This window comes from Paenibacillus sp. 7523-1 (genome assembly GCF_002276415.1).
Classification (GTDB): domain Bacteria; phylum Bacillota; class Bacilli; order Paenibacillales; family Paenibacillaceae; genus Paenibacillus; species Paenibacillus illinoisensis_A.
On record NZ_NPBR01000024.1, the window covers coordinates 18226 to 45189 of the forward strand.

The following is a 26964-nucleotide window of genomic DNA, read 5'->3' on the forward strand; positions in this document are numbered from 1 at the left end:
TTCCAGAACATTAATAGGCTAAATTTCCAGCGTCGGCTGTAATTACTGTGCCATTAACAAAGCTGGATTCATCTGATGCTAAAAACAATGCAATTTTAGCAACCTCTTCTGGTTCACCTAACCGTATACCAATTCCAGATCCGGCCATCACATTTTCAGCACCAAATGAATTAGGATTTGTCAGAGATGTACCTATATTCGTGTTTACTCCACCTGGTGCTACTGCATTGCATCGAATGCCCAATTTGGCGTATTGAAAACCTACATTCTTCGTAATTCCGATTAGAGCATGCTTCGATGCTGTGTAGGCCACACCTGCACGAGAACCAGCTAGCCCCCCGACCGAAGCAATATTAACGATTACACCTGCTTTTTTCTCCGTGAATATAGGTATTACTTTTCGAATGGTTCTCATACATCCTGTTGTATTAACTGCGAGAACCTTATCCCATAACTCATCGCTTACATCTTCCACAGGTTCAAAATTATCCATGATTCCAGCATTATTGATCAGGATATCTACTGTTCCAAAATGTTTTATTGCATCTTCTATTAATCTATCTACGTCCTGCTCAACGGCAACATTAGCTGAATGGGCAATAGCGCAACCACCTTTTTCGGTGATCTCATGAACTACTTTAGCTGCATCATCTAGGTTTATGTCTGAAACAATAACATTTGATCCTTCTGCAGCAAATAGTTTAGCAATTGACTTGCCCATACCCGATGCTGCTCCAGTAACAACTGCTACTTTTCCTGATAGTTTTCTCAAAATCATTACCTCCTTAACATTCTCTAAGTGTCTACGCATCAACTTAAAAATTCTTAAACTAACCTTCTTTTCAAATAGTTTTTTATTTCAGTTGTGAACGTAATTTCAGCCTCCTTAACTTGGTATATACTGAGAAGAATCCAAGCTATCGGGTAGATACCCTCATTAAAGTAGTATGTGACTCGATAGCTTAAATGTAGTAGTGAACAAAATTTATATCTATTAAAAAGTAATTGATTTGGCAAAGAAGCCACGTTTGTGTCCAACTATTCTTGCTGTATTAGTTATTCGGAATTTCCCTTCCAACCTTAAATCAGCTGAAGAACTACCTAACCTTACGGTCATATCCCCTTCTTCTACAATCCATTCCATTTCCTTGCTCAAAAATGCAAACTGATCTGCTCTCATTTCAAACTGAACTGTCTTTTCTTGACCCGCTGCTAGAAATACTCGAGCAAATCCAGCAAGTTCTTTTGCAGGTCGAATCATTGAAGCCAGTTCATCCGTAACATAAACCTGGACAACTTCTTCTCCGTTCATTTCTCCTACATTTTTAAGTTTACAACTCACTGTAACAGTACCGTCGGAAGTTGTTTCACTATCAATCTGAATGTCACTGTATTCAAATTTTGTATAACTAAGCCCGTGTCCAAAGTGAAAAAGAGGTTCTTTTGTGCTATCCACATATTTGTTAAGGATAATCTTTGTATTTTGGTAACCGTTACCTTGGTATTGTCCGGAAAATACCGGAATTTGCCCAGTATGACGAGCCGCTGTAACAGGCAGTCTTCCTGCAGGATTATATTCACCAAAGAGGATATTAGCTAAAGCGCTCCCACCTGTCGTGCCTGGGAACCAATATTCAATAACTGCGGAGAAGTTTTCCGCAATAAACTCGCTACTTAATGGTCGAGCATCCATATGAACCATTACGGCAGGTGTACCGGTAGCAACAACTTCTTTTGCCAGTTCTTCCTGGATACCCGTCAATCCGATGTCGTCACTGTCTATCCCTTCGCCAATGGTACAGCTTCCACCCCAACCATATTTACCGCCAAGTGTTAAAATTACAACATCTGCTTCTTTTGCAATATCAATGGCCTCCTCAAACATGCTGCGATCATTGCCCGCAATGTCGCAACCTTTAGCATAAATCACCTCTGCTTCTGGGCACTTCTCCTGAATTGCGGCTAGAATAGTTGGTGTGACTGAACCATATAGTGCTTGAATTGCCTCCATTGCATCTGGATGCTCGCGAAGAACACTACTACCAGGGAATGGGTCAGCCGGTACAAAGTTATCTTCCGGACCATCAAAATTTGAAAGTTCATCTCCAAACCCAGCATCTTGAGCTAGACCAGCCATATCTCCCATCGACCGAGAAATCATCATCTCTAAACCAGCAGGCCTTGTATAGCCGCCAAACATCAATCTAACACTATTTCCATGTGGTCCGATGACAGCAATTTTTGAGGTTGCTTTAGATAATGGAAGAAGTCCATCATTCTTAAGCAGAATAGTCGATTCAAGAGCTGCTTTTAGGCTGTGTTGCTCGTTAGCCGGGTTATAATATGCAGAATCCTGCTTTTCAACTCGCGGGTGTGGATCCTCAAATAGTCCCAGCTTGAATTTCGTTGATAATACTCGTCGAACTGCCCTGTCAATTACAGTTTCATCAAGTTCTCCTCTCTCAATGGCTTCAACTAAGTTGTTCACCGTATAAGCCTGTGGGTAAGGACATTCCACATCCAAGCCAGCTTTTAACGCGGTCACTCCAGCTTTTGACATGCTTGGTTCTAGGTAGCGATCCACTAAATGTTCAATGGATGTATAATCCGACACGACCACGCCATCAAAGGCCATTTCATCTCGAAGTAAATCGTTTAGGACATGCTCCGAACCAACAATCATTTCGCCATCAATTACCCCATAAGAGTTCATGATAGATTGAAGACCGGCTTCACTAATCGCTGCCTGAAAAGGCTTAGCATAAACTTCGCGTAATTCTCTTGCCGGGATAGGATTAGTAGTCATGTTAAGTCCACCCTCAGAGAGGCCATATCCAAGGAAGTGTTTACCCGTAGCGGCAACTCCGTTTCTTAGATCATCACTTTGTAGTCCTTTCGTGAATGCAACACTCATTGCCGCAGCTAACGTTGGATCTTCACCATAAGTTTCTCCAATCCGTCCCCACCTTGGATCTCTACATATGTCCATGACTGGAGACAGCGCCTGTCTGTACCCTACCGCCATCATCTGTTCACGAATAATATCAGCCATTTTTTGCACCGTTTCGGGGTTAAAAGTAGCACCCAGTCCAATGGCTGAAGGGAAGATAGTCGCATCCGGTGCGCTCAAGCCCGTAATCGCTTCATTATGAATGATTGGCGGGATCTCTAAATCATTTGCCATAAAAGCATTAATAATAGATTGATTTTCTTCTGCTACTTCTTTCGCATTCACACCCTTAGTAAATGCTGCAACCTCTCCAATCCCATTTGGGAAAGAGGTTATTGGGAGAACTGGCTCGGATCCAGCTGCAATTGTACATTGAAGTTGTGCAATTTTTTGCTCTAAAGTCATTTTTGAAAGTAGATTTTCAACACGTGCCTCAACAGTAAGTTCAGTATCCTTGTAATTACTCATTTTCCCCTCCGCTTTGTTCGTGATAAAATAGTATTTATAAACATTTATATTATAGAAAAGGCATTATTCTACAACAGTTGCTAAAGCATAGAAACCTCTAGTTTTCGGATCTATTTTGCAAGTATCCTCTATCTCAAACACACCTCTCAGCCGAATATCCTCTGATGAGGCTCCGATGCCCACACTCATTCTGCCAGCTTCTACAATCCATTTCATATCTTTATTAATAAAGGCAAACTGATCTGCCTTCATTTCAAAAACAATCTTCTTTGTTACACCAGCAGGAATTGACACTCGCTTAAATCCTGCTAGCTCTTTATTTGGTCTAAGCATACTTGAATGTTCATCCGTCACATACAACTGGACCACTTCTTCACCGTCGCGTTCTCCTGTATTGGACACTTTACAAGAAACTACTATAGTGCCTTGTGAACTTACGGTTTTACTAATTTCAATATCGGAATACGAGAAGGTGGTGTAACTTAGTCCCTCGCCAAAATAATGTAGTGGCGTTTTGGCACCCTGAACGTATTTACTTAATACATTTCCCTTGGCTCCCGCATAACCGCTTCCGTATCTTTGCGAAGCGTATATAGGGATCTGACCAGCATTTCTTGCTACGGTCATCGGCAACCGTCCAGCAGGGTTGTAATCACCAAACAATACATCAGCTAGTGCTTGGCCTCCCGTTTCACCAGGGAACCAACTCTCAATAATTGCTGGATAATGAGTGCTAATGTACTCGCTGGATAACGGCTTGGCATCCATATGAACAAGTATAGAAGGAGTACCCGTCTCGTATATCCTTTTCGCAAATTCTTCTTGAATACCGGTCAAGCCTATAATATCTGTATCGATGCCTTCTCCCGTGGTGCAGTTCGTTCCCCAGCCATATTTTCCTCCAAGTGTGAGTATGACTACATCAGCTTCCTGTGCAGCTTGGACCGCAGCCTGAAATCCGTCCCGATTCGTTCCAGCGATATCGCAGCCTTTCTCATAAATGACTTGTGCATTTGGACATTTTGCTTGAATAGCAGATACAATAGTTGGAACCTTATCTCTGTACATTCGATCAAGTGTTTGTATTAATTCAGGAGAATCTTGTCGTACTGTACTTCCTTCATAGTATGGTACTCTGTTATTCAACGATTGACCGTTATTATCTAGATTATCTAGTCCAGCCATATCTGTCATACTTCCACTTATAAACATGTCGAGCATCGCTGGATAAGTATAGCAGCCAAATAAGAGACGGATAGAATCAGCGTGTGGACCGACTACAGCTATTTTTTTGAGATCTTTTCTTAATGGCAGAACATTATTGTTTTTGACAAGTACGATAGATTCACGTGCTGCCCTGAGACTAAGTGGTTTTGTAATTGCTACGTCATACGCCTCTAGAAGTAGCTCCTCTGCGGGATACGGATTATCAAATAAACCCAACTTAAATTTAGCTGCTAATACTCTACGTACAGCTCTATTGATATAATCCTCTTTCAACAAACCGGTTTTAACCTCTTCTAACAATTCCTCTGTATATCCATATGGAGTTGGAAGTTCAACATCCATTCCAGCTATTAATGTATCAATTGCTGCAGTTACGGGTGTTTCGTGAGTGTGCCACTCTACTGCTTTATCAATAGACATATAATCAGAAACAGTTAATCCATCGAATCCCATCTCGTCACGTAATAACTCATCTAAAATATGTTTAGAAGTAATAATGAGTTCCCCATCTATTGAACCGTAGGAATTCATGACAGAAGCTAAGTTTGCTTCGGTGATGGCAGCCTGGAAAGGTTTTGCATAAACTTCGCGTAGCTCTCGAGGAGGGATGGGATTGGCACTCATATTTAATCCACCCTCGCTAAGTCCGTATCCTAAGAAGTGCTTTGCAGTTGCTATTGCTCCTCTCTTGAGATCATCACTTTGAAGTCCTTTAGTAAACGCTACACTCATAGCGGCACAAAGAGTGGGATCTTCACCGTAACTTTCACCAACTCTACCCCATCTTGGATCACGTGCCACGTCCATAACAGGGGACAAGGCTTGGCGAATTCCTACAGACACCATTTGTTTCCGAATCAAATCAGCCATCTTCTCAACTGTCTCAGGGTTCCACATTGCTCCTAGACCAATTGCTGAAGGGAATATTGTTGCCTGTGCAAGATTGGCCCCTGTGATCGATTCACAATGGAGCAGTATAGGAATCTGCAGTTCATTCTTATTCAATGCTATATTTTGAATCTGACTTACAAACCGAACATTCTCTTCTGGACTAGGTTTACCGTTCATTGAGGTAGCATGTCCCAATGAATGAGGGAAATATTTTTCCAGTGAGTCATCATTTTCTACCATTCCTACAAATGAACATTGTAGCTGTGCTAATTTTTGCTCCAACGTCATTCTCATGAGCAAATCCTCAACGCGTTCTGAAACAGACTGATTAGGATCTTGATAGATAGGGTTTGCGGTGTTCATTTCTAATCTCCTTTCAGCTACTACGCATTAGCGGTCATTGCGGGATTGAAAGCGAACTAATTTCTCTTGTCTCGGCAAAAAATCCACGTTTGGTATAATCTACTTCGATGTTGTTTTCTAAGTTATACTCAACCTCATAAACTGCGTCATTGCTTCCTTTCCCAATAAAGAAGGAAAACAGTCCCTTTTCAACAACCCATTTCTTATCTCGATTCTGAAAAGCAAGTTGGTCAATTCGGAACGTTAGTTCCACCTTCTTAGTTTCACCTGCTTTTAATGTAATTCTCTTAAACCCAATTAACTCTTTTTGGGGTCTAACGACAGAAGCAATTTTATCTATCCCATACAACTGCACAACTTCATCGCCATCCATGTCACCAATATTGGCAACATTTATTGAGATCGTAAGATGAGGTATCCCTTCCATAGAATACGCTTCTAATTTACCGTCAGAGTACTCAAACTCCGTATAGGAAAGTCCATAACCAAACGGTAACTGAGAGGCACAGGTTTCAGTTCCATAACCGTTTGGATTAATTGACTTCATTAGTGCATCTGAACGGCTTCCATTAGGTTGATAAAAATACACAGGAGTTTGGCCTACATGCCTTGGCACATCTACAGGTAATTTTCCTCCGGGATTGGTGATTCCCGAGATAGCCTTAGCAATTGCATTCCCCCCAAAAGGTCCAGGTAACCAGCCCTCTAAAATAGCAGGGACGTTTTCATAAATAAATGGATCCACAAGAGGTTTATTATCTGTATGGATTACAATCATATTCTTGTTCACAGCGAACACTTCACGGACTAACTCAGCCTGGCGTCCTGGTAAGGTAATATCGACATTGTCCCTACCCTCCCCTGCTGAGCATTCCACCATCATTCCTATTTTCCCTCCAACAGTCATGATCACAATATCAGCAGCAGCTGCTGCTTCAACAGCTGTTTTAAAATCGTATTCACGATTATCAATCACGTGGCATCCCTTAACATAAGAAATGTTGGAGTATATTTTTTGTAAGGCTTCAAAAATAGTTTGTGCTCCCGGGTGCTGTTCTTTAATTTCATTATCTACAGCTAATGTATAATCACGTTTGGAGTGTGACCCATCCTCAGAAGGCACAAAACTTTCTAGATTAACGCCTTCCATTCCAATTTTTCCAGATCCCATAAGTTCCATAAACATTTCTGAGTTAGCAGGGTAGGAATATGCTCCGTTCAACATTAGGAGATTGTCTCCTGTAGGACCTATCACAGCGATTGAAATATCTTTATTCATCAAAGGAAGTATCCCCGTGTTTTTTGTCAGGGTTAAAACTTTATCTGAGATGTATGCTGACTGCTTGTCATGTTCGGAATTATCCATTTCCATAAACTTCCCATATGGATTATCAAAGAGACCCAATTCAAATTTTAGTCTGAGCATCCTCTCTAAAGAACGATCGATATAGTACTCATCAATTTTCCCTTCAAGTACAGCTTCTCTTAAGTTAGCACCATATCCATACTGAGTAGGTAACTCAACATCCAAACCAGCAGTAAGACACTGAATTGCAGCATCTGTAGGATCTTCTGCCGTAGCAAATTTCTCAACTAGATTATTTATAGACGTATAATCACTAACGACCACACCATCAAAACCAAGATCGTCTCGTAATAAATCAGTGAGCAATTCCTTAGAGGCACATATTGGTTGGCCATTGTATTCAGAATATGAATTCATAACCGATTTTAAATTTGATTTTCGTATTGCAGCCTCAAACGGTCTTGAGAAGTTTTCTCGTATATCCTTCCAGTCTGTTTGAGTTCGTGTACCGTTAAGTCCACCTTCAGTCATGGAATACCCTATAAAATGCTTAGCAGTTGCAGCTACACCTTCCCTCAAATCTTGTCCCTGAAGTCCAGAAACAAATGCACACGCCATAGCTGAAACTAAAGTAGGATCATTTCCGTAATCCTCACTTGTTCGCCCAAATCGGAAATCTCTTGCAAGATCCAATACAGGAGAGAGTGCTTGACGTATGCCCAAATTGACCATTTGTTTTCGTATCCTATCGGCCATATCCTCGACTAACTCTGGAGAAAATGTTGCACCTAAGCTGATTGAAGTTGGAAATACTGCACATTCGGAAACCATTGCACCGCTTAACGCTTCCGCATGAATGAGTGCAGGTATTGAAAACTCCGTCTGAGACATTACGTCATCTTGAATACTACGAATCATGGCTGCAACCTCGCGTGCTGGAGCTGAGCCCGAAAACACAATAATTTCACCAATACCATCTTCAAAAACCCTTTTGTCTGTCTCCCCAGCAACCAAAGTGCTTGTTAATTGGCGGACTTTTTGGTTCAATGTCATTCGTTTCATTAGATCACGTACACGTTGTTCTATCGGCAAAGATTTATCTTGGTATGGATATCGAATCATTTGAATGCCCCTTCCGTTTATCTTTTGGATACGTTTTCATTTTTAATTCAACAGCATATTCAATTTATACCATTGATTTTTCTTGTATTCTTCTCAAAAAGCTTCAATTACACTCCTATAATGTTCATTTCAAAACGTGAGTATTTTGTTATCTTCCCTATACGCAAGCTATTTCATTATTGGGTGACCACAAATCATGTATATTTTAGGAGTAAATTCGATAAACTAAATTCTTAATAGTATAATAATAATAACTTGGTTAATAAGTTGACTTCTTAACACGTAGAGACTCAACTTTCAGAAAGAAGGTGTGATTTTATGGTTAGACCAGAATTGGAGTATATTGTTTACTCTAGTGAAGCACCAATGAAATGTAGAGTAATATCAATGGAGAATTCCAGTCCACATTGGCATAATGAATATGAAGTTTTTTTTATGCTACGAGGATCACTAACTTTAAATGTTGAAGGAGAATCTTATAGATTAGAAAAGGGAGATATCGTTCTTATTAATTCATGCGAGTTACACTCTATGAATTCACCAGAAAAAGGAAACATCTGCCTCACGCTACAGTTCAGTCCTGAACTCATATCTGAAGTTTATAAAGACTTATATCATTTTAATTTGAACACAAAACTAGACCTACCTTCAAAAACAAGCGTAATTTTAGACATTCGTACTATCCTTGCAGAAATTGGTTTGCTGTTGTTTGAGAAACCTGGTGGATACCCATTTATGATTAAGAGTTCACTCTATAAATTCATTGGTTTACTGTTTCGCCATATTCATTTTTCAAAAAACAAAAAAGAAACCACATTGTCCAATGCAGATCTAGATGAATTCGATCGTGTACAACAGTATATAAAAATGAACTTTAGACAAGAACTTAAACAAGGGCAGATATGCAAGGCATTAGGGCTCAGCCGATCAAAGTTGTATCGACTCTTGAAGGCTTCAGGTTCTGTTTCCACCACAGAATTGACAAACTTTCACAGAATTGAACATGCTAAAACACAATTATTAAACACTAAATGGCATATTTTGGACATTGCTGCTGAAAGCGGATTTGAGAGTGAATCTTCTTTCTATAGAGTTTTCAAAGATTTGACTGGCGTGTCACCGAATCAGTACCGGGAATCACCCATTCCTCAGAAAGCACCTTTTGGGATCCAAGGCTATGTTGATTATCCAATACCAGATGCTATCACTCTTCTCCAAAAATATATCTAGACAGAATCACCATTAGATATACTCCAAAAAAAAAAGTGATATTAATTATAGTAGATGTTAACTATTTTCACCGATTAAGAAACGGGGATTAGTTAACATAGCGCTGGATCATGGCTGGATTTGGTTCACCGTTCTTTTTATACAATCCCATCAGTTTTGCAATTGTCTGATGCTCGTAACCTGCCAAAACCAGTTCTCGGGCGAATGTATTCCTTAAAACTTGGCAGTTTAAATGCTCTAGGTCCGCCAGCTTTTGATACTTTTTTATTATATGTTGGATTCCACGTATAGAAATGGCGCTAGACCGTTCGGAATTGAAGACATTTGTAAAATGATCTCTTCCACGAGAGTACAAATAACTATGCAACGCAGAATAGAGTTGAGGGTGAAGAGGGATATATCTCCCTCCCTTACCATTTCCTTTAACAAAAATAAACCCTGATTTTGGGTTTATAAAAAGATCAGTTTCATGGAGTTGGCAAATCTCGTGCACCTTTAAACCTGCGAATAACATTAATAGAATAATTGTATATTCCTTCTCATTAATGTATTCTTGCAATACAATCATTAATAATTTTTGTTCTTCTTTTGTAAGCCACCTAGGGTGATTTTTTTTTGTTGAACTCATTTTCACTAAACTAACTGGGTTTTCAGTTATGAATTGCATGGTTGTGAAATACTTAAAGATTCGATTTAATTGTACAAAAGTAAGATTTAATGTGTTTGGTTTAATAGCTCCTCCTCTCTTTCCACCGTATTTCTCCAAATATTCTTTGAACATTCGGATATCCTTTTCATTTGCTAAGCTCGGATTCTTAGGCAAGCAACCCGAACTTACTCCCCATTTTCTGAATTTATCCCAAGTTGTCCTATAATTATTAATTGTCCGAACTGAAATGTTCGAATGTTCAAGATGTTTTATAAATAAATTAAATATTTCTTCCATCAATAGGCTCCTCTCGCTTTTAAATCATTCATTGTAAAAAGAGTATGTTTAGAAGATAAACTGAAAATAAACTATAAATTTTTTTTCATAACTCCATTCACTTGATATAAATCAAAAATAAAAAACCAACACAAATTTTTGTATTGGCTTTTTTATAAATCACGCAATATGTTCATTTTATGAGTTATAGAGACCCGATCTATCTTTGAAGCTTTCGAACGCATGGGTAACACAAACCTTTATCACAGCATAACCTGGGACAGCAAACAATACTCCAGTAATTCCAAAAAGGTTCCCCGCAGTTAATATGACAAAAATAATGGTGATTGGATGGATTTGAAGTGTCCGGCCCATAATCTGTGGTGATATAAATTTCCCTTCAGTGAGCTGTACTACAGTCCATACGATAATCATCTTAAGAAGCATAATTGGTGACGTAACCAAAGCCACAATTAATGCAGGTATTATCGCTATAGCTGGCCCGATATAGGGCACGACATTAGTCAAAGATGCAAAGATTGCCAAAGCAAGCGGATAATCTAGACCAATTATTATATATCCTAAGTACAGCATTAGACCAATACAAAAACTAATAAAAATCTGGCCACGGATAAAGGAGCTTATCTGATGGTTGATATCAACTAGAACATTCATGAATCTTGATCGAAGGTTTATTGGTAAAAAGGATAGTATTTTGTCAGGTAGTTTCCTCCCATCCTTCAGCAAGTAAAACAGGATGAATGGCACCGTTATAATAGATATAATTTTTTCCACAAAGCTGCCTATCGTACCTATAACCCCTAAAACCCCAGTAAAAATACTATCCAGAAATTTTCCAGCCTCTGTAGTTAAAGTGTCCAATGTTTTCTGCGAATAGAAATCTCCTGTGACCTGAAGTTGACTTAAAATTGAGCTGTTAAACCATTTTTCAAACTTAGAAAAAAAACGGTCAGATAAAGACGGAAAATTGTTTATTAAACCTGTTATTTGATTTTGCAATATAGGGCTAATTTTCATAACAACGATAGCAATGAATCCAACGATGGCTAAATATACAATGAGGATCCCCCATGTACGACTAATCTTATATTTTTCTAATTGATTAATAATTGGGTTGAGTAAGTAAAATGCTATTCCTGATAGGATTAGCGGCAAAACTATTGTCTTCATCAATATTACAAAAGGCGTAAAAACATAAGAAACATTATGAATTACAAAAATATTAAGCCCGATTAACAATGTAATTAGTAAAAGTAGAACCAATCTTTTTCTTAGGAAGAATAATTTAGTCCTTTCACAACGTATCTGTTCATGTTCCATCAGTATTTGTCCCTCTCTTTGAAGATTTATATTATTCATATGACTTTACTAGAAACTGATAAAGTTGAGGTCATCATATATAAATATTTCTCTAGAAGACTTTTTCCCTTTCCTTTATACGCACTAAGATTATTTACTTGAATTAAGCGAAAATTCTTAATATGCTTGCATTAGATATTTTTAGTGATATTCCTCAGTGATTGCTTATTTCCTAGATCAAACACTATAGCCAAGTATAATTGTAACTTTTCAATCTTTACTGCATCTAAATTCAATCTAAAGATATTCTAAATTGAATCGAAAATTATGGGTTATAATTTTTAAATCCACACTTTGTTACTATTCATGGTCTCTTTGATATGCAGGAGTCTCTCTTCCAGTTAGTTCTTACAACTTGATCACACTGAGCTCAGGCATAAAAATATGAACACTGTGAGCTCTAGCTACCTATTCCCGAACAGTTTGCTCGAAATTCTCTCATGCACGAGAAGTTCAGATTTTCTTTATTTAATACGACTATATTGCTCTACGATCGGTTACCCACTGAGTGGTTGATTCGCGTTCATCGCATGGTTAACCTTAGTGAATTTACATATAATAGATATTTAACAGACCTGTAAGAATGTATGCGTAAAACTTAATAAGTCATAAAAATAGCCCACCAAATAAATAATCCTTAGGTGGGCTTCAGATAATATATTCATTTTTTTTCATAGGCTACATTTGAACCCGGTTTTAAAGTACAACGCCAGTGGGAATTACGAACTTTACTATTGGCAGGATCGTGGAGTTGTATTTGACAACTTTGGTAATGAGTAAGAGCACCAGAACGAGGGGTGCGCGTGCTGATCTTATTCTCATAAATGGTAATCCGACCACTAATATTTCTGATACCTTATCAATCAAATCCGTGTGGTTCAATCGTTCGCAACAACTAGGTTAAATTTTCAGTAGCGATGTCCAGATCAATGTTCCTCCAAGAACAATCTAACCTATTTATTTCATTGGAATATACAACTTAGTCATTGTTTGAAAAACCTGCTACTTCAGGTTAATTGCCCGCTGATTTCGTGATGTTTGAACTAAAGGCCTCCTTATTTTAGCTTTCTGCTCTATATCTCTTTTTTATTTGACAGGAGCATATGCCCTGCGGGTTTGAAGCATGGACTAAACCATTTTAATAAGGTGAATTGTTGATAATAAATTATAAACTAACCTGCTCGTTAGTTGAATAAAAGCAGCCGATCTTATGGAATCAGCTGCTTTCTTGGTAACACTGAGTTATCGTATGTACGTTAGCGTAATCCAAATCATTGGCAATTCCTAAGACCAGTGCTACAAGTCTCAAGATTTTTTATTCTGACACTTTAATTACGATCTTACCAAATCCATCGCTTCCCAAGTATTCTACATTTAAGCGCTGGATTTATTATAAATTGTTTTATTTAACTTTAAGGAATGACGGCATACCATAATTCGCTTTTCGCTGGTAAACAACGGTTACTTCACGATCAGGACCACCATTAACCGAAGGAGCCATGAGTTTCACTTTTGAGAGGTCATCAGCTTGCTTTTGTTTAATAAACTCCTCATTCGTTTTACTCATCTTAATCACCCCCAAAGAAATAATCTAATGTGGTACGTTGTCTTGATTTCTTCAATGTAAACTCTCTTCCTGATCACGGATATGATACAATACTTTACCCGAAAGATAACACAATATATATTCAAGCGCAAATATGGCTCTGCCATAAAAAATGTGATGCCTAAATTCATATTCAATAATAAAAAAGCTAGTTTTATCTTTACACTTGGCCACGGACATTTTAAGCAGTTGAGACTGTGTTAAACTTACATTATATGTAGTTTGCATTTCTCATTTTTAATACCAATTCCTAATAAGGCAGTCAATTATATCGTTATGATTATAATCCTCGTTTCTTATTACTCAATAAAAAAGAACACTGCTTCATTCCAAAGATTAGCGGTGTTCTCGTTTAGGCAACTTGTTCGCCATTTTAGGCCAATCAAAAATTTGCCTAGTGTAGTGGAATTAATAATATTTAGTTAGTGAATTCAATTATTAATTCATACTTTATTACGTGAACGCCGCTTCATAGTAGTAGTGTTTAGTTTTAGTTTTTCTTCTTGTGCCGATTCTTTGGCTAATTCATCAATCAAATTAAAGTCGTCTCTATTAAAAGGATTTACTCTGAATGGTCTAGTGATTTGTTTTAATTTTCTTAGCGCTTGCTGCAGATGTAGCTCTGTTAATTTATCTTCTCCCTTTTTCGACGCATCTTCTGTAGCAAACTCTAATACTTTCATTACATAGAAAGGGACACCTAGTGATATATAAAAAAATTTATCAGCCATTTGAACATTAGCTAGGTTTATATTGGAAGGATCAGCGAAAGGAAGGTCATCTTCTATTTTGTTAAGAAAAGCTCGGAAAAGGATCTTTTCTTCTGCAGTTGAATATTTAAAAGGCTCCATCCATATTTTATATGAATATCTACGATCAAGTTGTTCTTCCTTCGCGAAAATTTTAACTGAATTCGGCATTCCACAAAGTACAATCGGAATACCACTTTCTTCTGAAAATGTCTTCACCCAATTTGCAGCTGTTGTAAGTACGTGATCTGTATCCGCATCAATCAAGTGTTGAAACTCATCTAATACAATCATCCTGATCTCCAATTCTCGGATGTAATGATGGATTCGGCGAGTTAATAAAATTTCAGTACCACTACTATATAGAACATCTCCCATTTTCTCTAGCATTTTTGCTGCTAATGACTTAGGTGTTGCTTTGGGTGGAACTCGCAAATATAAAACGGGGATTTTTTTGAATTTCCTAGTTGTCGTTTCCACTTCAAAAGAAGGGTATCGTTTAGTAAATTCCTTCGTTACAGTACTTTTCCCCATTCCTGTTGGTCCATAAATAAATAACTGTTCAGGGGACACTGAGCCATCACTCATATACAGTATATCTTCAAGTTGTTGCAATATTTCATCATATTGAGGGTGGTGTATTATTATCTTTTTGACATGTTCTGTTCGAAGTTTTACTTCTTCTCTGCATGCCGCTATTCCTCCAAGTCGCTTAAATCCATTCATTATTTAGACTTCCTTCCAACACTCCATTTAGAGTTAATTTTTTTAAAATCAATCTCCTCTGCTGCAATTAAGGATGAAAGTTCTGTGGCATCTGTATGAATATCATTGTCAGGAGTATGATCCAGCTTACCGCTTTCCAATGCCACAACGGGCAACTCCGAATCAATTATAATAATATTTGGATTGTCCGGAATATTGAATGCTCGATTTTGGAAACTACTAACGGCACTTGGAATGTTACTGTTAAGAGCTTCTTTTCTATTCCTACTACGTTTGATTTGAGCATACTCTTTCCTTCCTTGAATCACGATCTGCTCTAGAACCTTTAAGGCGTGTGTTACATTCTCCTGTTCTTCCAAAAATGAGTAATTATCCCTGTTGTTCTTATTACAAAGATAAGTGAGGTGATCAATATGAACTGGAAACCTTTGATCAATCCGATATCGTTTTGTTCGAGCGCTTTGCTTTAAAAAAGCCATCAGATACCGCTTATTAGATTCGTCATAAACATAGATATGTCTCATATCAATTCCATAACGAACACGGACTTTTCGAGATCTCCCTTCATTCTTAATTTTTATACGCAATTGATTGACTTCTTCACTGTAAAAAAATTCGCCCTTGAGTTCTATGCCCGTTGGCTTGAGTACTCGATAACCTGATTCAGAAGCTAATAAAAGTTCAATGTAATCCCTCTGTTGCGGCATTTTCCTTAGAACTTTAGCATTATTTAAACCTTCACGCCAAATTTGCTCAGGAATGCCTCCTATGCCTCGGTTGTATTTGTTTGCAACTAATTCGACTAACACAATATGAATCATGTGATGTAATCCATTAATATCTACACATGCCTTTTCTCTTGAATTATAATTCCCTCGCTCTTCATTATTGGAGAATGTTGTACCTGGATAAGCATGAAATATTCGATTAATATTACCCAGTGCGTTCTCAACAGTCCCCTTTTGATGTCCAGAACCCTTTTCGTTAAAAATAAATCCTATACCTAAGATTCCGCATACTTCTTCAATTTCTTCGCAATCATTTACTGAGGCATTGTCTAAGATAATGTTTTCTGGTTTCCCAAAACCCGACCAATCACTCATAACCATAGGATATAACTCTTTGATCCCTGTCTTTGGTGTCATAACTTGAAGTAACAATTGCTTCCAATCCCCAGCATTTGGTTGTGCTTTGAAAATAATAATGTAGCCTAAAGGCATATCAGAAAATTTATCGACCGCATGCATTACAATAGGCCTAAAAGTTTCATCCGTATCAAAATTAACGATGATATAGTCAATTGGCGTCCAGTCCAATTCAACATACTGTAGTGGCCTTTCTGCTATTATTGACCCACGAACACCGTTGGCTTCCAAATCTGCATGAGCGAGCCCCATGATTTGAATATTCCTCGGTCTTGGATCATGCATTTCTTTATAGACTCTACGAAATGTTGATTCTTTGATTAGCGGAAGTTGTTGATTCTTAAGAGCAAACAAATTATCATTTTTAATTTCATCTCGATAAAGAAGCCACTTATTTCTTATGGTCTGATTTTCCGCTTTTTTATCCCTTTGTTTGATAAAAGCTCGGAGTTTTTCTAGTTCGAAGTCTTTGAGCTGCCTACCTTTCGGTCCTCTGCTTAGGGGAAATAAGCCAACTTTTCCGTATTTATTATACCGGTTCACCCAACGATAAAATGTCGCTAGGGAAAGTTTCGGAGTTGATTTGGGAAGTAGTTCATTAGAGTAATTTTCCAAATAGGTCTGCACGTCTTTCAACAAACCTGAGATGTATGGTTCTATTACCGCGTACCTTCTCTCCATATCATGTATTTGTTCTAATGTATATAATTCAAGGTCCCACTTAGCAGGCTCTGCATAGGGATCTTTTTCATCAATGTTAAATAATAACTTTCTTGATTTGTTTTTTTCGTTATACGCTATTTTTATCTCATCAAGACCAATTACTTCTATCGTGTCATAAGATAAGTTATACACTTCAAACTCTTCTGACCCATTTACTTTTTTAATCTCATACTCTTGGACACCGATGCGAAAACGAGTACCCACTTTTAAAGTGACAAACATTATTGATCACTCCTTAGACCAAATTCTAGAGTTTCCTGTAATGGAATATAGGATCATATCGCAATGAACTTCTTGGAAATAAATTAATTGATAAATTGACCGATAGTATTCTTCTTCGGATAGCTCAGAACACATTTTTTGCAACTCTTTAATTGAGCATTCTTCAATTTTTGCGAGATGTGTTAAGACAATATCCAATATTGAAGTCTCAACCTCTTCAATTCCGAGTCCTCGTAGCAGATCTAGGTTATCTTGTAGATAACCTGGGCGAATATCCTCTTCCGTCATGACGAGGTAGGTCCATCCCCTTTCTTCACAATAAGCTCTCCCTGCCAAAAACTTAATTTGATTTTCCTCTTTATGTACAAATGCCGTCGGTTTAACTTCAACTATCCATACGAGATTATCGTCAGTCACTACTTTAAAATCAGGATAATGCTCGTGGAGCTTCCCGTTGTAAAGATACGTAATCTTTACATTTTGTGCATATATGTCTTCAACACATAAATCAAAGTCTGCAAGTCGAATAAAGTCTCTCTCCAAAAAACTGTCCCAAGGAATCATAACCCCTGTAGTCAAAAATGGCTCTTTACCACGAAATCCTTTTGTCTTTGGTTTAATTTTCCTTACTGGTTGATCAAACAAATCAAACACCTCTAACGAAGTTTATTGTATAATCAGTCATTTAGTTGATAGCTAAATGCAAATCTTAATCTATAGAATGAAAATGGTCAAAAAATTGTTTTAGCTCTTCTTTCTTAAGAAAATATCGATTAAAGCCCGCCTCTCCATTACGATAAAGTTTAGACTTTTCAGTAATTAAGTATTTTAAGACATCAATGTAGGAGTAATGTTTTTTAGACTTTCTATCACCATATAATTGAAGAACCATAAATGCTGATTCCTTTAATGGAAGATATCCAATAATACTATCTATAAATTCTGCCTTCCTATCTAATAGGGACAACAATTTATAAACTGATGACTTGTTGAACGATGCTCCTCTTTCTTTAGAAACCTCTCCCTGTATCATTCCCTCATTTAATAGCTGCAGTATAAATATAGGATTTGTTTTTAGGATATCCTGTAATTCCACCATGGAAATACTGTTTATTTTGTTATCTAGGTAATCCTCCATATCTGTTCGTTTAATTGCTATATGCTCATTATTTCCAACTTTTTGTACCAACGCTTTTAACTTTCCTATATTAATTAATTGATGAATTCCCTCTACATTCTCTCCTAATAGCTCCGATGCCTCTGGTATCGTCAGTAGATCCGAATCATTTTTTATTCTTTTACCTTTAATATGGAGCCGTCTTTTTAGCATTTCAAATGCATAAGTATTTAAGGCATCCTCCAAAAAGGTAAATGATTTTTCTTTTAAGAACGTATTTAAGCCATAACGTAACGTTGCAAATTGCGTAATTTTGTGCCCACTCCTCGTTCTCTTTTCAAATCGATCATAGTTATCTAAAAAGGAATTAAAGTTACTAGGCCAATTTAAAAACATGTTAACAACTTGATGCATTAATTCATGTATTAGTTGATTACTAGTTGTTGATGAGAGAATATTCGGAATATGGTATGTCTTTTTATTCATTTCAAAGAATCTTCCCATAAATAAGAATAGCTTTATCAAATCTGTTATACTTAACTTTTCTATCGGCCAGTTTTCGAAAACATACTCAAAACGAGGATTTATTTTTGAATAAATCACCTTCGAAAGTACACATTCATTCAAGGGTACATTAATGACGGGCAACTCCCTAAATTTTAAACCACAGTTACAACCCAGGAAACTTTGTCTGAAGATGGGGATATATTTACCACATGCCGGACATTGGTCTACTAACTTACAATGATGCAGAGGGCATACAGTTACTAAGGTCAGGCTCCATTCTTTTTTTAAATATTCGTTCTCCGTGAAACATTGTGGGCATATTTTCAACTTAAGTGTTTGAATTCCTAAATGAATCATGTTTACTTCTGGGCGGTCCCCATTATTGAAAGATAACATCGACTTAAGGAGGTTGACTGGAGTCCCAATTAGCTTAGAAATAATCAGCAATTTTTCTTTACTAACATTATAAATGTTATATTCTTCTGCTTTAGCTAGGTAACCTATGATTGTGATCAATCTCCTAAGTGTCATACAATTAGCCTCAGCTGTCCTGGCTATAAAACTATAAAAGCTCTCATCGTCATATGGTATTAATTGAATTAGTATTTTCTTCAGAGAAATCCCCTTCCGTTCGCAAATTAACTCTACTGTCATTCGTTATCATTCGTTAAATACCCAGGAATTTCATACAAGGTTACATATACCTTTTTTAACCCCCTCTCAACAATCTAGTTAAAATCTATTATTTCCATTTATCTTGATGCTAAACAAAAAAAGCAGCCAAGTTTATGAACTTGGCTGCTTTTTTTGTTTATTACCATTTCTATACTTCTTAATGCTTTGCGATACGTGTTCTGTAACTTCCGGATATACACTTAACATATAGGAATGACTCACGCGAAGATATTCATAAACATCCTTTGACTTGAGATTGCGTCCTTTTTGTGACAACAGAAATTCATTTATCTGTGTTTTGAAATGCACTTTGCGTTGCTCTAGAACCTCTACGTTTTGTTGCATTTTTGCATTCAAATATATATTATACCCCTGTTCCCATAACCTAAGAGTTCCAGTAGACATACCTATTTTATTTGCGAGGAAACTTAAAGTAATAATTTCATTCTTGGGTAACTGTTCTTCAATACATTTGTTTAGTTCAATTAACTTAGCATTATAGTCTATACGCTTCTTACTATTCCTTTTCTTAAATTGCTGACTTCTTAGCACTTCTACATGATATCTATACATTAGATATTGATCTTCTGATACCCAACAATTCCATTTCTTTATTTGATTTAAACCAATATTACTTTGAATCGCATAAACAAATCTATTTAACAAGTTTATATCAATTGATGCTTTGTTCTGCGAGGGAAGTCTTGATTGGAAGTAAGCTTTTATTTCCTTTGCTTTTGGAATTAATATATCAGTATGGGTATTTGGGCAGAGTTTCCTCACTTCAAAATCATAGAATCCCTGCAAAAATCCATCTCTTTCTATTTGTCTTCCAGCTGAATTGAAAAAATAAGTGCAGCCACACTGAGAACAAAATAAGTACTTCTTCCGGACTCCCCCATCTTTAAGTTTTTTGTAATTAGTGCCTGTTTCTACTAAATGATCTTTTAGTTGATAGGAAGAACACCACGGAGCAATACATACAGCCTCAATATAATCGGTAAATTCATTTGTAACATATTGATTTAAAAATTGTTCTGTAGGTTTAGTAGTTAATAATACTTCCAGATCAACGTCCAACTTAATCATAAAACTCAATAAGATAGATAAATGAGTACTTCGTCTTATACCCTGAGTATTACGTGCGGACTGCATAAGGCCCTGATAGTCTACGCCTAAATTCTCACAAGATTCGCGCAATATACTACTAGGCTTCCTATCGTAGATCAAAAAGGCTATTTTCTGAGCCACTTCTTGTGGTGTATAACGAATCGAATTGGCGCTCAGTAATATACTCCATTGGTTGTATAACCACTGTTGGCTAGCAATATGATCTTCATCTTCTACCTTTTTATATGATGGATCCCCCAAAAACACATTGCAATGAGAACAACAATTTTTATAACCAAGATCTTGAAAACTATTTCGGTTGTTGCAATTCTGACAAGCTGAAACTAGATAACATCGATGTTCTAAACATATATCTATGTCACTTAACTTCCAATAAAGACGAATGTAATTATTATTAAAAAGACATTGGGGACAATAATATGCTTGATGACGAATTAAACCCTTCATTAATCTAGAATCCGAATTCTTTTCACTATGACTAAATTTATAGTGTGCATAGTAAAACGTCATCTGAAGAATTCCCTCTGCTTGCAATTGTGTACGTTTTGTAAGCAAGTCCAGATTTAATACAGATTCTGGATAGATGTCAACGAGATAAATTCGATCAGTTCGTAAATTATAATCTTTATTTTTCACTTCTTTCAGTAGTTCAATTAATGAGGTTTTATTGGCTGCAGCAGTTCGATTCAGATAACTCAACAACGACTCGTTTGGGTAGGGACTCAAGCGTATTAGATACAACCATATTCCCCCAGTCTAAATTCATTTTGTAGGAATAACCTCCGAAATCAAATCTTGAGCAAGCATTCTGGATCCACTAATTCCTTTCAAATACTTTAATGGTCCTTCTGCAGACCATTCTGTATTCCTCATCTTTTTGACACTCTTCTCGATGAAAGAGTAATCCATCTTTCCCTTTGATCGGCTTATGGCTTCATTCAGAATCTCTGCCCCAGCAATAGCCAAGGCATTGAGACAAACGATATGCGTTAAACGGTATTCTTTATAGCTAAGCCATTCCGTATTGAACTGTTCCTTAATTGCATTAAAGTAAACCAAACCTAGCGTTAGTTTTGTTTCTTTATTCAAGTTGTTAACGGCCTCTGACTTTGTAAGCAGCTCAATAACCTTATACAAATTCTGAAGGGTAACATGACGATCAGAGCTGCGTTTCCCGGTTAATGTCCCAATAAAATGGAATGCACTATCTCCTCTAGTAATCAGTTGCGTGGCAATCCAGCTATGTTCATCCGTATTACGATGAAGGTACTTACTAAGTGATGTTCCAATTCCCTTAGCCTTTGTATTGATCGTGTCAAACAAATGAATCTCTTCATCTTCATCCAGATAATGAAAAGCCAGGAACGGCACATTGATTTCCGAGTTTGTATCCTGCGTGTACCTTTTGATACCTCCTACCCGGTGTTGGCCATCCATTAATGATGCTTTTCCTCTACATAGCAATCGGCCTAAGTTCGGTCTTGATTTGTCATAAGCAACGAATTCCCAATGAGATTCAGCATTCAACATAATTGGTGCAAAGAGTGCATCCTCTCCTTTCGAGAGATACAAAGCAAAGTCATTACACCGCTTGCTATCCACAGGTCGTTGATACCCTTTTCCAGATGGGTGGTCATAGGGCTTTACATAGGTTAGTTGTAATACCGATGTGGCAGTGAAATTTCCAAGATAGGAAACTTTCCCTCGCATTTTATATTGCAGCACGTTCTCGATTACATGTTGTTGGGTCATGGATGTCATTGAGATTCTCCTTAGGATTTAAATATCACTTCCATTTTAGAATATATATATTCTATTTTCAATTGGGATTATATAGTTAAACAATCTTCAATCCAATGGGAAAGTTGCCTACTCTAAAATAGAGGTGGCATTGATGTCCAACATTTATCTCCAAGTGGGTAAGAAGATTCGACTTTATCGAAAAGCAAGGAAATTGACCCAAGAGGAATTAGGGGAACAGTTACAGATTGCTCAGACATACCTGGGCAGAATTGAACGTGGAGAGGTTAACATCACAATAGAAACTCTAGCTAAAATCGCAGATGCTCTAAGAGTTAAACCTTCACAACTTATAGAAGATGAAAAAAATGTTTTACTGGATAATACGAAGAACGAAATCATGGATAAAATCGATATAACGCTCCTATCTCTATCAGCTAGAGAACTTGAAGCAATACATCGAATAATTAAAGATGCTCTTGTACTGAGAGATATCTAGTTTAAGGTATATCAACAGAAATGCACCCTCCTGTCTCAAGTTTTGAGTGTAGGAGGGTGCATCTCATTTAATTGAATACACTTAGCAAAAACATTAACTTTAAACATCCCGTGAAGACAGTAACGGTTAATTTGTGAGAACGGCCTACATCCTTTGCTCTTCTCGTGGTAAACCCTCAATTTACATATTGAACAAAAAAAGACCGAGATTCACATCTCGATCTTTTAAAGCGGTGCTTCCGCTTATACATATATCTTACACAAATATGGAATATTTATCGATTGAATCTATCGTTTTGATATCATAATCCCATTAATGGTTTCGGTATCATCATATGAATCTGAGGTGAATTCAATAAAAACACCCCCAACTTTATAGGAAATCAAGGTATCCCCTTCATAATTCGAGCTTTCATATCGTTTTGTTTTGCCTAAGATCTGTTCAACATCCTTGAAGGTTTTCATAGGAAAGGCTTTTGCCCCAAGGTATATATCTCTGAGTTGGTCTAAATTACTATCATCATCAAAATTAAATGATGCATAGCTTAGATCTTTCAAAATCCAAAACAGCCCACCACTCTCGTAGTACGACTCTTTTGTATTACTATTCAAAATCCGAGTAACCTCTGCCTTGGTTTGTCCAAATCGCACACCATTGAATCCTGGTATTATTCCTTGGCTCAGTGTTTCGAGAGTAGCCTTATTCAACTTGAAAATAGGTTCATCGGAGGCATGATTGATTTTTTTAAAGGGCACCTTGACTTCTATGAAGCCAGCGGCATAAGGTCCTACTTCGTAAGGGTTAAACACCACTACAACTCCATCATTATAGAAATAAAAACTGGATTTATTCATCAATGGAAAGTTCTGTAGAACATCCGGAAAGGCTTTTTTATTCACTTTTAAGCTGGCTTCAATGCTATCGAATAGATTGTATTTTTGTTGATCGTTTTCGGCGATATTATTTAGAAATAGTTGTTTCCCAGTCTTTAGATCAAAGTTATACGTTGTTGCTATTTCATTACTATGGGCCCCGCCACTATACAGCGAGTTTTCATATACCACTGATAACTTTTCTGGCGATGTATATTTTGTCTTGGCGGTTGAATTCAGGTAGTAATGTTTTTGTATTTTCTTTACTTCAGCATTACTTTTAGCTGCTGCTACAGCATGAAGCTTCAAGGTTTTATTTATTTTTTCAGATATCTTTTTATCCCCCCCAATGATTTGAACATATTGTTGACCCTTGTATGTGTAGACTTTTGTTTTTATTGAAGCTGAACTAGCTGCATTAATACTAGGATTGGGTATAAGCAAAACAAACAAAAAAACTAAAACAATACTCACAATCGACTTACCTTTCATTCCTTTGATCTCCTCAATAATTTGAATTGTTATATAAATTTATGTTTTTCTTACTCAACAAATGCAGAAAAGAGTCATTCTCTATATCTACCCACCACTGTCTTAGATCTGGATGTCCAGTATGTTATTACTTGAGTCAAATTTCATAGTTGCACCGAGGCCTTTTATGGACTGTACTGGGATGTATGTAATGCCGTTAATGACTTTTGGAGCTACGCTTAATGTGCTACTATCTCCATTATAAAATGCTTTTTTGCTTCCTAATGTTAGCGTAACCTTGTGTTTATCTTTTGTAATGCCAATCGTCCCACTTTCAGGGTAGTAAGCAAACGTCGCTTTCAATGCTCCTGCAATATCACGTAAAGGAACTAGATTACTCTCCTCATATTGTAAAGGCTTATTCGAAAAATCCACTTTCTTATCATTGATATACACTTTTAAATTCGATTGTGTATATTTTGATTTTGACTCTTTAGGTTTTGTAGTTTTTGTAGTGGATGAAGAACTCGAGCTATTGGACGAAGAACTACTCGAAGATTTGGTAGAACTTGATGAAGAACCCCCTCCATTATGGTAGTGATACTCGCCATACTCCAATCCCCACTTTGCACAATTAGTCCAGCAAGTGTGGCCACCATTTGCATCTGTTCTACCTGGGTGAGCCAAAGCAGTTGTTGCATTTAACAGAAGAGACACTGAGACCAAAGTAGTGAAAACCGTCTTTTTCTTCACTATAACATCCTCCTAAGGAACTATTTACCTTATACTATCATAAGGTTTCTGTTAATTAAACATCCAAATTAAATTAAGAAACTATAAAAGAAAAACCCGTCAGAACCTAACGGATTTTGAAAGAATAATATGGTCAACTATGTAACCTATAACAATTTTAGTATTGACAATTGTAAAAGGTGGCGGTTACTTGATTAGCTATACAATCGCATTCCCTTAAATTCAAATTATCGTTTCATGTTAAATTTCAAAATTGCAAACTTCTCTTAGCATGAGAGATAATTCCAATACTTGATCGTATCTAAGTCATTAAAGTATATAAATCAATCGGTATCTAGATATTTCTCCTCAACTACACCAGACTCTCTTAGCATTTTATATAAGATTGAAATATTAGAGTTGGTACGCCTTCTTCCAAAACGATTTTCTGAAAATGTAAAATATAAATGTCTTTTTGAACGCGACAAACCTACAAAAAATGTACATTTATCTTCATCCTCTTGATTAGCAAAACTCCAAAAAGAATTATCATCAAAACCTACAAAAAACACTGCATCGAACTCAAGTCCCTTACTTTTATGAATTGTCATTATTGGAATTGAGTCAGCACCTTGAAAGGAATGTATAGCACCCATCCAATCACCATTATTTTGCTGGAGATATTCATATAAATAATCAGTAAAGTTCTGAAGTGAATTATTTAAATGCTCTCCTTGTGAGTATTGAGGAAAATGTCTCTTTATTTTGTCAATCTCGTAAAAATTCATAATATCTGAAATCAATAAACCTAATTCATCTTTAAGAGTAACCTTTTGTAATTCTTTCTTTATATTAATCAACTTTTTCCTAACGCTTTTTCTGATTTCATTAACTTGATTTACTGTACCAGACTTACCCTCAAAAAAGATCTTTGCCTCCCAAATAAATGACCAAGCGTCACTATCCCTGTTATCAAGAGCAGATTTAAAAGTAAAGATAATGAGCATCACTATATCTTCTTTCAGTAAATCTTGAAATTCCGCCTCATTTCTAGCTTGTATACTTGATTTTCCTAAAATTTTAATAACTTCCTTACTAAATTGATTAACACTTTGTTTTACTATAATACATATATCTCTAAACGGTATTTGCTGATCATTAACTAATTCAATTATTTTATGGGCAATATGCTCTGCTTCGATTACAGAGTTTTTAAAATACCATATTTCCGCAACTCCCTCATCCTCATTCCATTTTGGATTTGCAAGAGGCGAGAACGGCACCTCTTGTAAATAATTATTAACTATCTTTTGTATTTCAAGTAGTCTTGGAGCTGATCTATGGTTCATTAGTAATGTATATTTAATCGAATTAAAATCCTTCTTATAAGCATCAAATACATCAACTTTTGCTCCTGCCCATAACATAATTCTTTGTCTGTTATCTCCAACGGCTGTGAGAGAAACATCGGAGTTATAAAAACATACCTTCACTAAAGCATATTGCACGCCTGTGGTATCCTGAAATTCATCTAAAAACACATGGGAATAGGTTTTCCTTAGAGAATTTAAGATTAATGGATTAGTTTCTAAAATATATATGGCTAAAATAGAAATCATCCCAAAACTCAAGGTTGGTTGAATTTCGCTATCTCCTTTAAGCAATTTATGCCAAACGCTTTTAAAAACCCCTGTTACATTCTCCAATCTTTTTTTAGTTAAATAGTTAATGTGTCTCTTTCTATCATTAGCGTTACTTAAGTTTAGTCCTAATTTCGAGAATGCCCTCACAAATTCATTATCATTTCCAGCTATTTTATAGTTGGGATCAGGCCTAAATTCCTCAGGTAACGAATATAAAAATCTATCTAAAATACTTTTTGCAAATGAATCGAATGTTTGAGATATGAATCTAGATCCTAAGTCCTTAGGCAGCCTTTTTTTCACTCTCTCCTTTAAGTTTAATGCTGCATCTTTTTTGAAACTTATCGCTAATATTTTTCTTGGGTTTACACACATATTCGTCTCTAACAAAAAACTCGCCTTTTGAGCTAATAATTCGGTCTTTCCAGCTCCTGGCCCTGCAATAACTAAAGAATTATCTAAATCCCTAACAGCTTCCATTGCATTCGGCTCTAGTGTTAAACCACCACTTGGTTTCCATTCGCTCATTAATGTCGCCATATTG

The 26964-nt window shown here is 36.7% G+C and carries 18 protein-coding genes; 2 read left to right on the top strand and 16 right to left on the bottom strand.

Annotated features, from left to right (window positions below; translation table 11 throughout):
- Positions 1–10: 10 nt before the first annotated feature.
- The 4 genes from CHH60_RS23690 to CHH60_RS23705 all read right to left on the bottom strand — a co-directional run bounded on the left by CHH60_RS23690 (position 11) and on the right by CHH60_RS23705 (position 8258).
- Entirely contained in the window at positions 11–772 is a 762-nt protein-coding gene (locus CHH60_RS23690; RefSeq protein ID WP_255248067.1) for an SDR family oxidoreductase, read from the bottom strand.
- Between the two features lie 222 nt (positions 773–994).
- Complete coding sequence (locus CHH60_RS23695; protein ID WP_095361459.1) at positions 995–3418, bottom strand: glycoside hydrolase family 3 N-terminal domain-containing protein; 2424 nt, start codon at positions 3416–3418, stop codon at positions 995–997.
- 63 nt (positions 3419–3481) lie between these two features.
- Positions 3482–5899: a glycoside hydrolase family 3 N-terminal domain-containing protein gene (locus CHH60_RS23700; RefSeq protein WP_095361460.1), complete on the bottom strand. Its 2418-nt coding sequence runs from the start codon at positions 5897–5899 to the stop codon at positions 3482–3484.
- Between the two features lie 34 nt (positions 5900–5933).
- On the bottom strand, positions 5934–8258 hold the full coding sequence (locus CHH60_RS23705) for a glycoside hydrolase family 3 N-terminal domain-containing protein (protein ID WP_176476184.1): 2325 nt from the start codon (positions 8256–8258) through the stop codon (positions 5934–5936).
- Between the two features lie 387 nt (positions 8259–8645).
- On the opposite strand from CHH60_RS23705, the gene CHH60_RS23710 reads away from it, so the two are divergent.
- Complete coding sequence (locus tag CHH60_RS23710) at positions 8646–9557, top strand: helix-turn-helix domain-containing protein (protein WP_095361462.1); 912 nt, start codon at positions 8646–8648, stop codon at positions 9555–9557.
- 88 nt (positions 9558–9645) lie between these two features.
- On the opposite strand, the gene CHH60_RS23715 is transcribed toward CHH60_RS23710, so the two are convergent.
- From CHH60_RS23715 to CHH60_RS23750, 9 genes are all read right to left on the bottom strand, one after another.
- Positions 9646–10503 (bottom strand): tyrosine-type recombinase/integrase, encoded by an 858-nt coding sequence (locus CHH60_RS23715; RefSeq protein ID WP_095361463.1) that lies wholly within the window; start codon positions 10501–10503, stop codon positions 9646–9648.
- Positions 10504–10680: 177 nt separating this feature from the next.
- Positions 10681–11823, bottom strand: a complete 1143-nt coding sequence (locus CHH60_RS23720; RefSeq protein ID WP_095361464.1) for an AI-2E family transporter — start codon at positions 11821–11823, stop codon at positions 10681–10683.
- Positions 11824–13264: 1441 nt separating this feature from the next.
- Positions 13265–13429 (bottom strand): hypothetical protein, encoded by a 165-nt coding sequence (locus CHH60_RS29960; protein WP_176476185.1) that lies wholly within the window; start codon positions 13427–13429, stop codon positions 13265–13267.
- A gap of 482 nt (positions 13430–13911) precedes the next feature.
- Positions 13912–14943, bottom strand: a complete 1032-nt coding sequence (locus CHH60_RS23725) for a TniB family NTP-binding protein (protein ID WP_095361465.1) — start codon at positions 14941–14943, stop codon at positions 13912–13914.
- Entirely contained in the window at positions 14943–17033 is a 2091-nt protein-coding gene (locus CHH60_RS23730) for a DDE-type integrase/transposase/recombinase (protein ID WP_095361466.1), read from the bottom strand. The genes CHH60_RS23725 and CHH60_RS23730 overlap by 1 nt, the downstream gene beginning before the upstream one ends.
- 6 nt (positions 17034–17039) lie before the next feature.
- Positions 17040–17678, bottom strand: coding sequence for a TnsA endonuclease N-terminal domain-containing protein (locus tag CHH60_RS23735; protein WP_095361467.1), 639 nt, complete (start codon positions 17676–17678; stop codon positions 17040–17042).
- Positions 17679–17742: 64 nt separating this feature from the next.
- Positions 17743–19311, bottom strand: a complete 1569-nt coding sequence (locus CHH60_RS23740) for a TniQ family protein (RefSeq protein ID WP_095361468.1) — start codon at positions 19309–19311, stop codon at positions 17743–17745.
- A gap of 132 nt (positions 19312–19443) precedes the next feature.
- Positions 19444–21204, bottom strand: a complete 1761-nt coding sequence (locus CHH60_RS23745; protein WP_369680204.1) for a TniQ family protein — start codon at positions 21202–21204, stop codon at positions 19444–19446.
- Positions 21205–21225: 21 nt separating this feature from the next.
- Positions 21226–22188, bottom strand: coding sequence for a DGQHR domain-containing protein (locus CHH60_RS23750; RefSeq protein WP_255248068.1), 963 nt, complete (start codon positions 22186–22188; stop codon positions 21226–21228).
- A gap of 169 nt (positions 22189–22357) precedes the next feature.
- Between CHH60_RS23750 and CHH60_RS23755 the strand changes: the two genes are divergently transcribed.
- Positions 22358–22702 carry a helix-turn-helix domain-containing protein gene (locus tag CHH60_RS23755; RefSeq protein WP_095361471.1) on the top strand — a complete coding sequence of 115 codons (345 nt, stop codon included), beginning with the start codon at positions 22358–22360 and terminating at the stop codon, positions 22700–22702.
- Between the two features lie 287 nt (positions 22703–22989).
- Here CHH60_RS23755 and CHH60_RS23760 read toward each other — a convergent pair whose 3' ends face one another.
- From CHH60_RS23760 to CHH60_RS23770, 3 genes are all read right to left on the bottom strand, one after another.
- Entirely contained in the window at positions 22990–24066 is a 1077-nt protein-coding gene (locus CHH60_RS23760; protein ID WP_095361472.1) for a DUF3298 and DUF4163 domain-containing protein, read from the bottom strand.
- 102 nt (positions 24067–24168) lie between these two features.
- Entirely contained in the window at positions 24169–24798 is a 630-nt protein-coding gene (locus CHH60_RS23765) for a copper amine oxidase N-terminal domain-containing protein (protein WP_095361473.1), read from the bottom strand.
- Positions 24799–25121: 323 nt separating this feature from the next.
- Positions 25122–26960: a UvrD-helicase domain-containing protein gene (locus CHH60_RS23770; protein WP_255248069.1), complete on the bottom strand. Its 1839-nt coding sequence runs from the start codon at positions 26958–26960 to the stop codon at positions 25122–25124.
- Between the last annotated feature and the right edge of the window lie 4 nt (positions 26961–26964).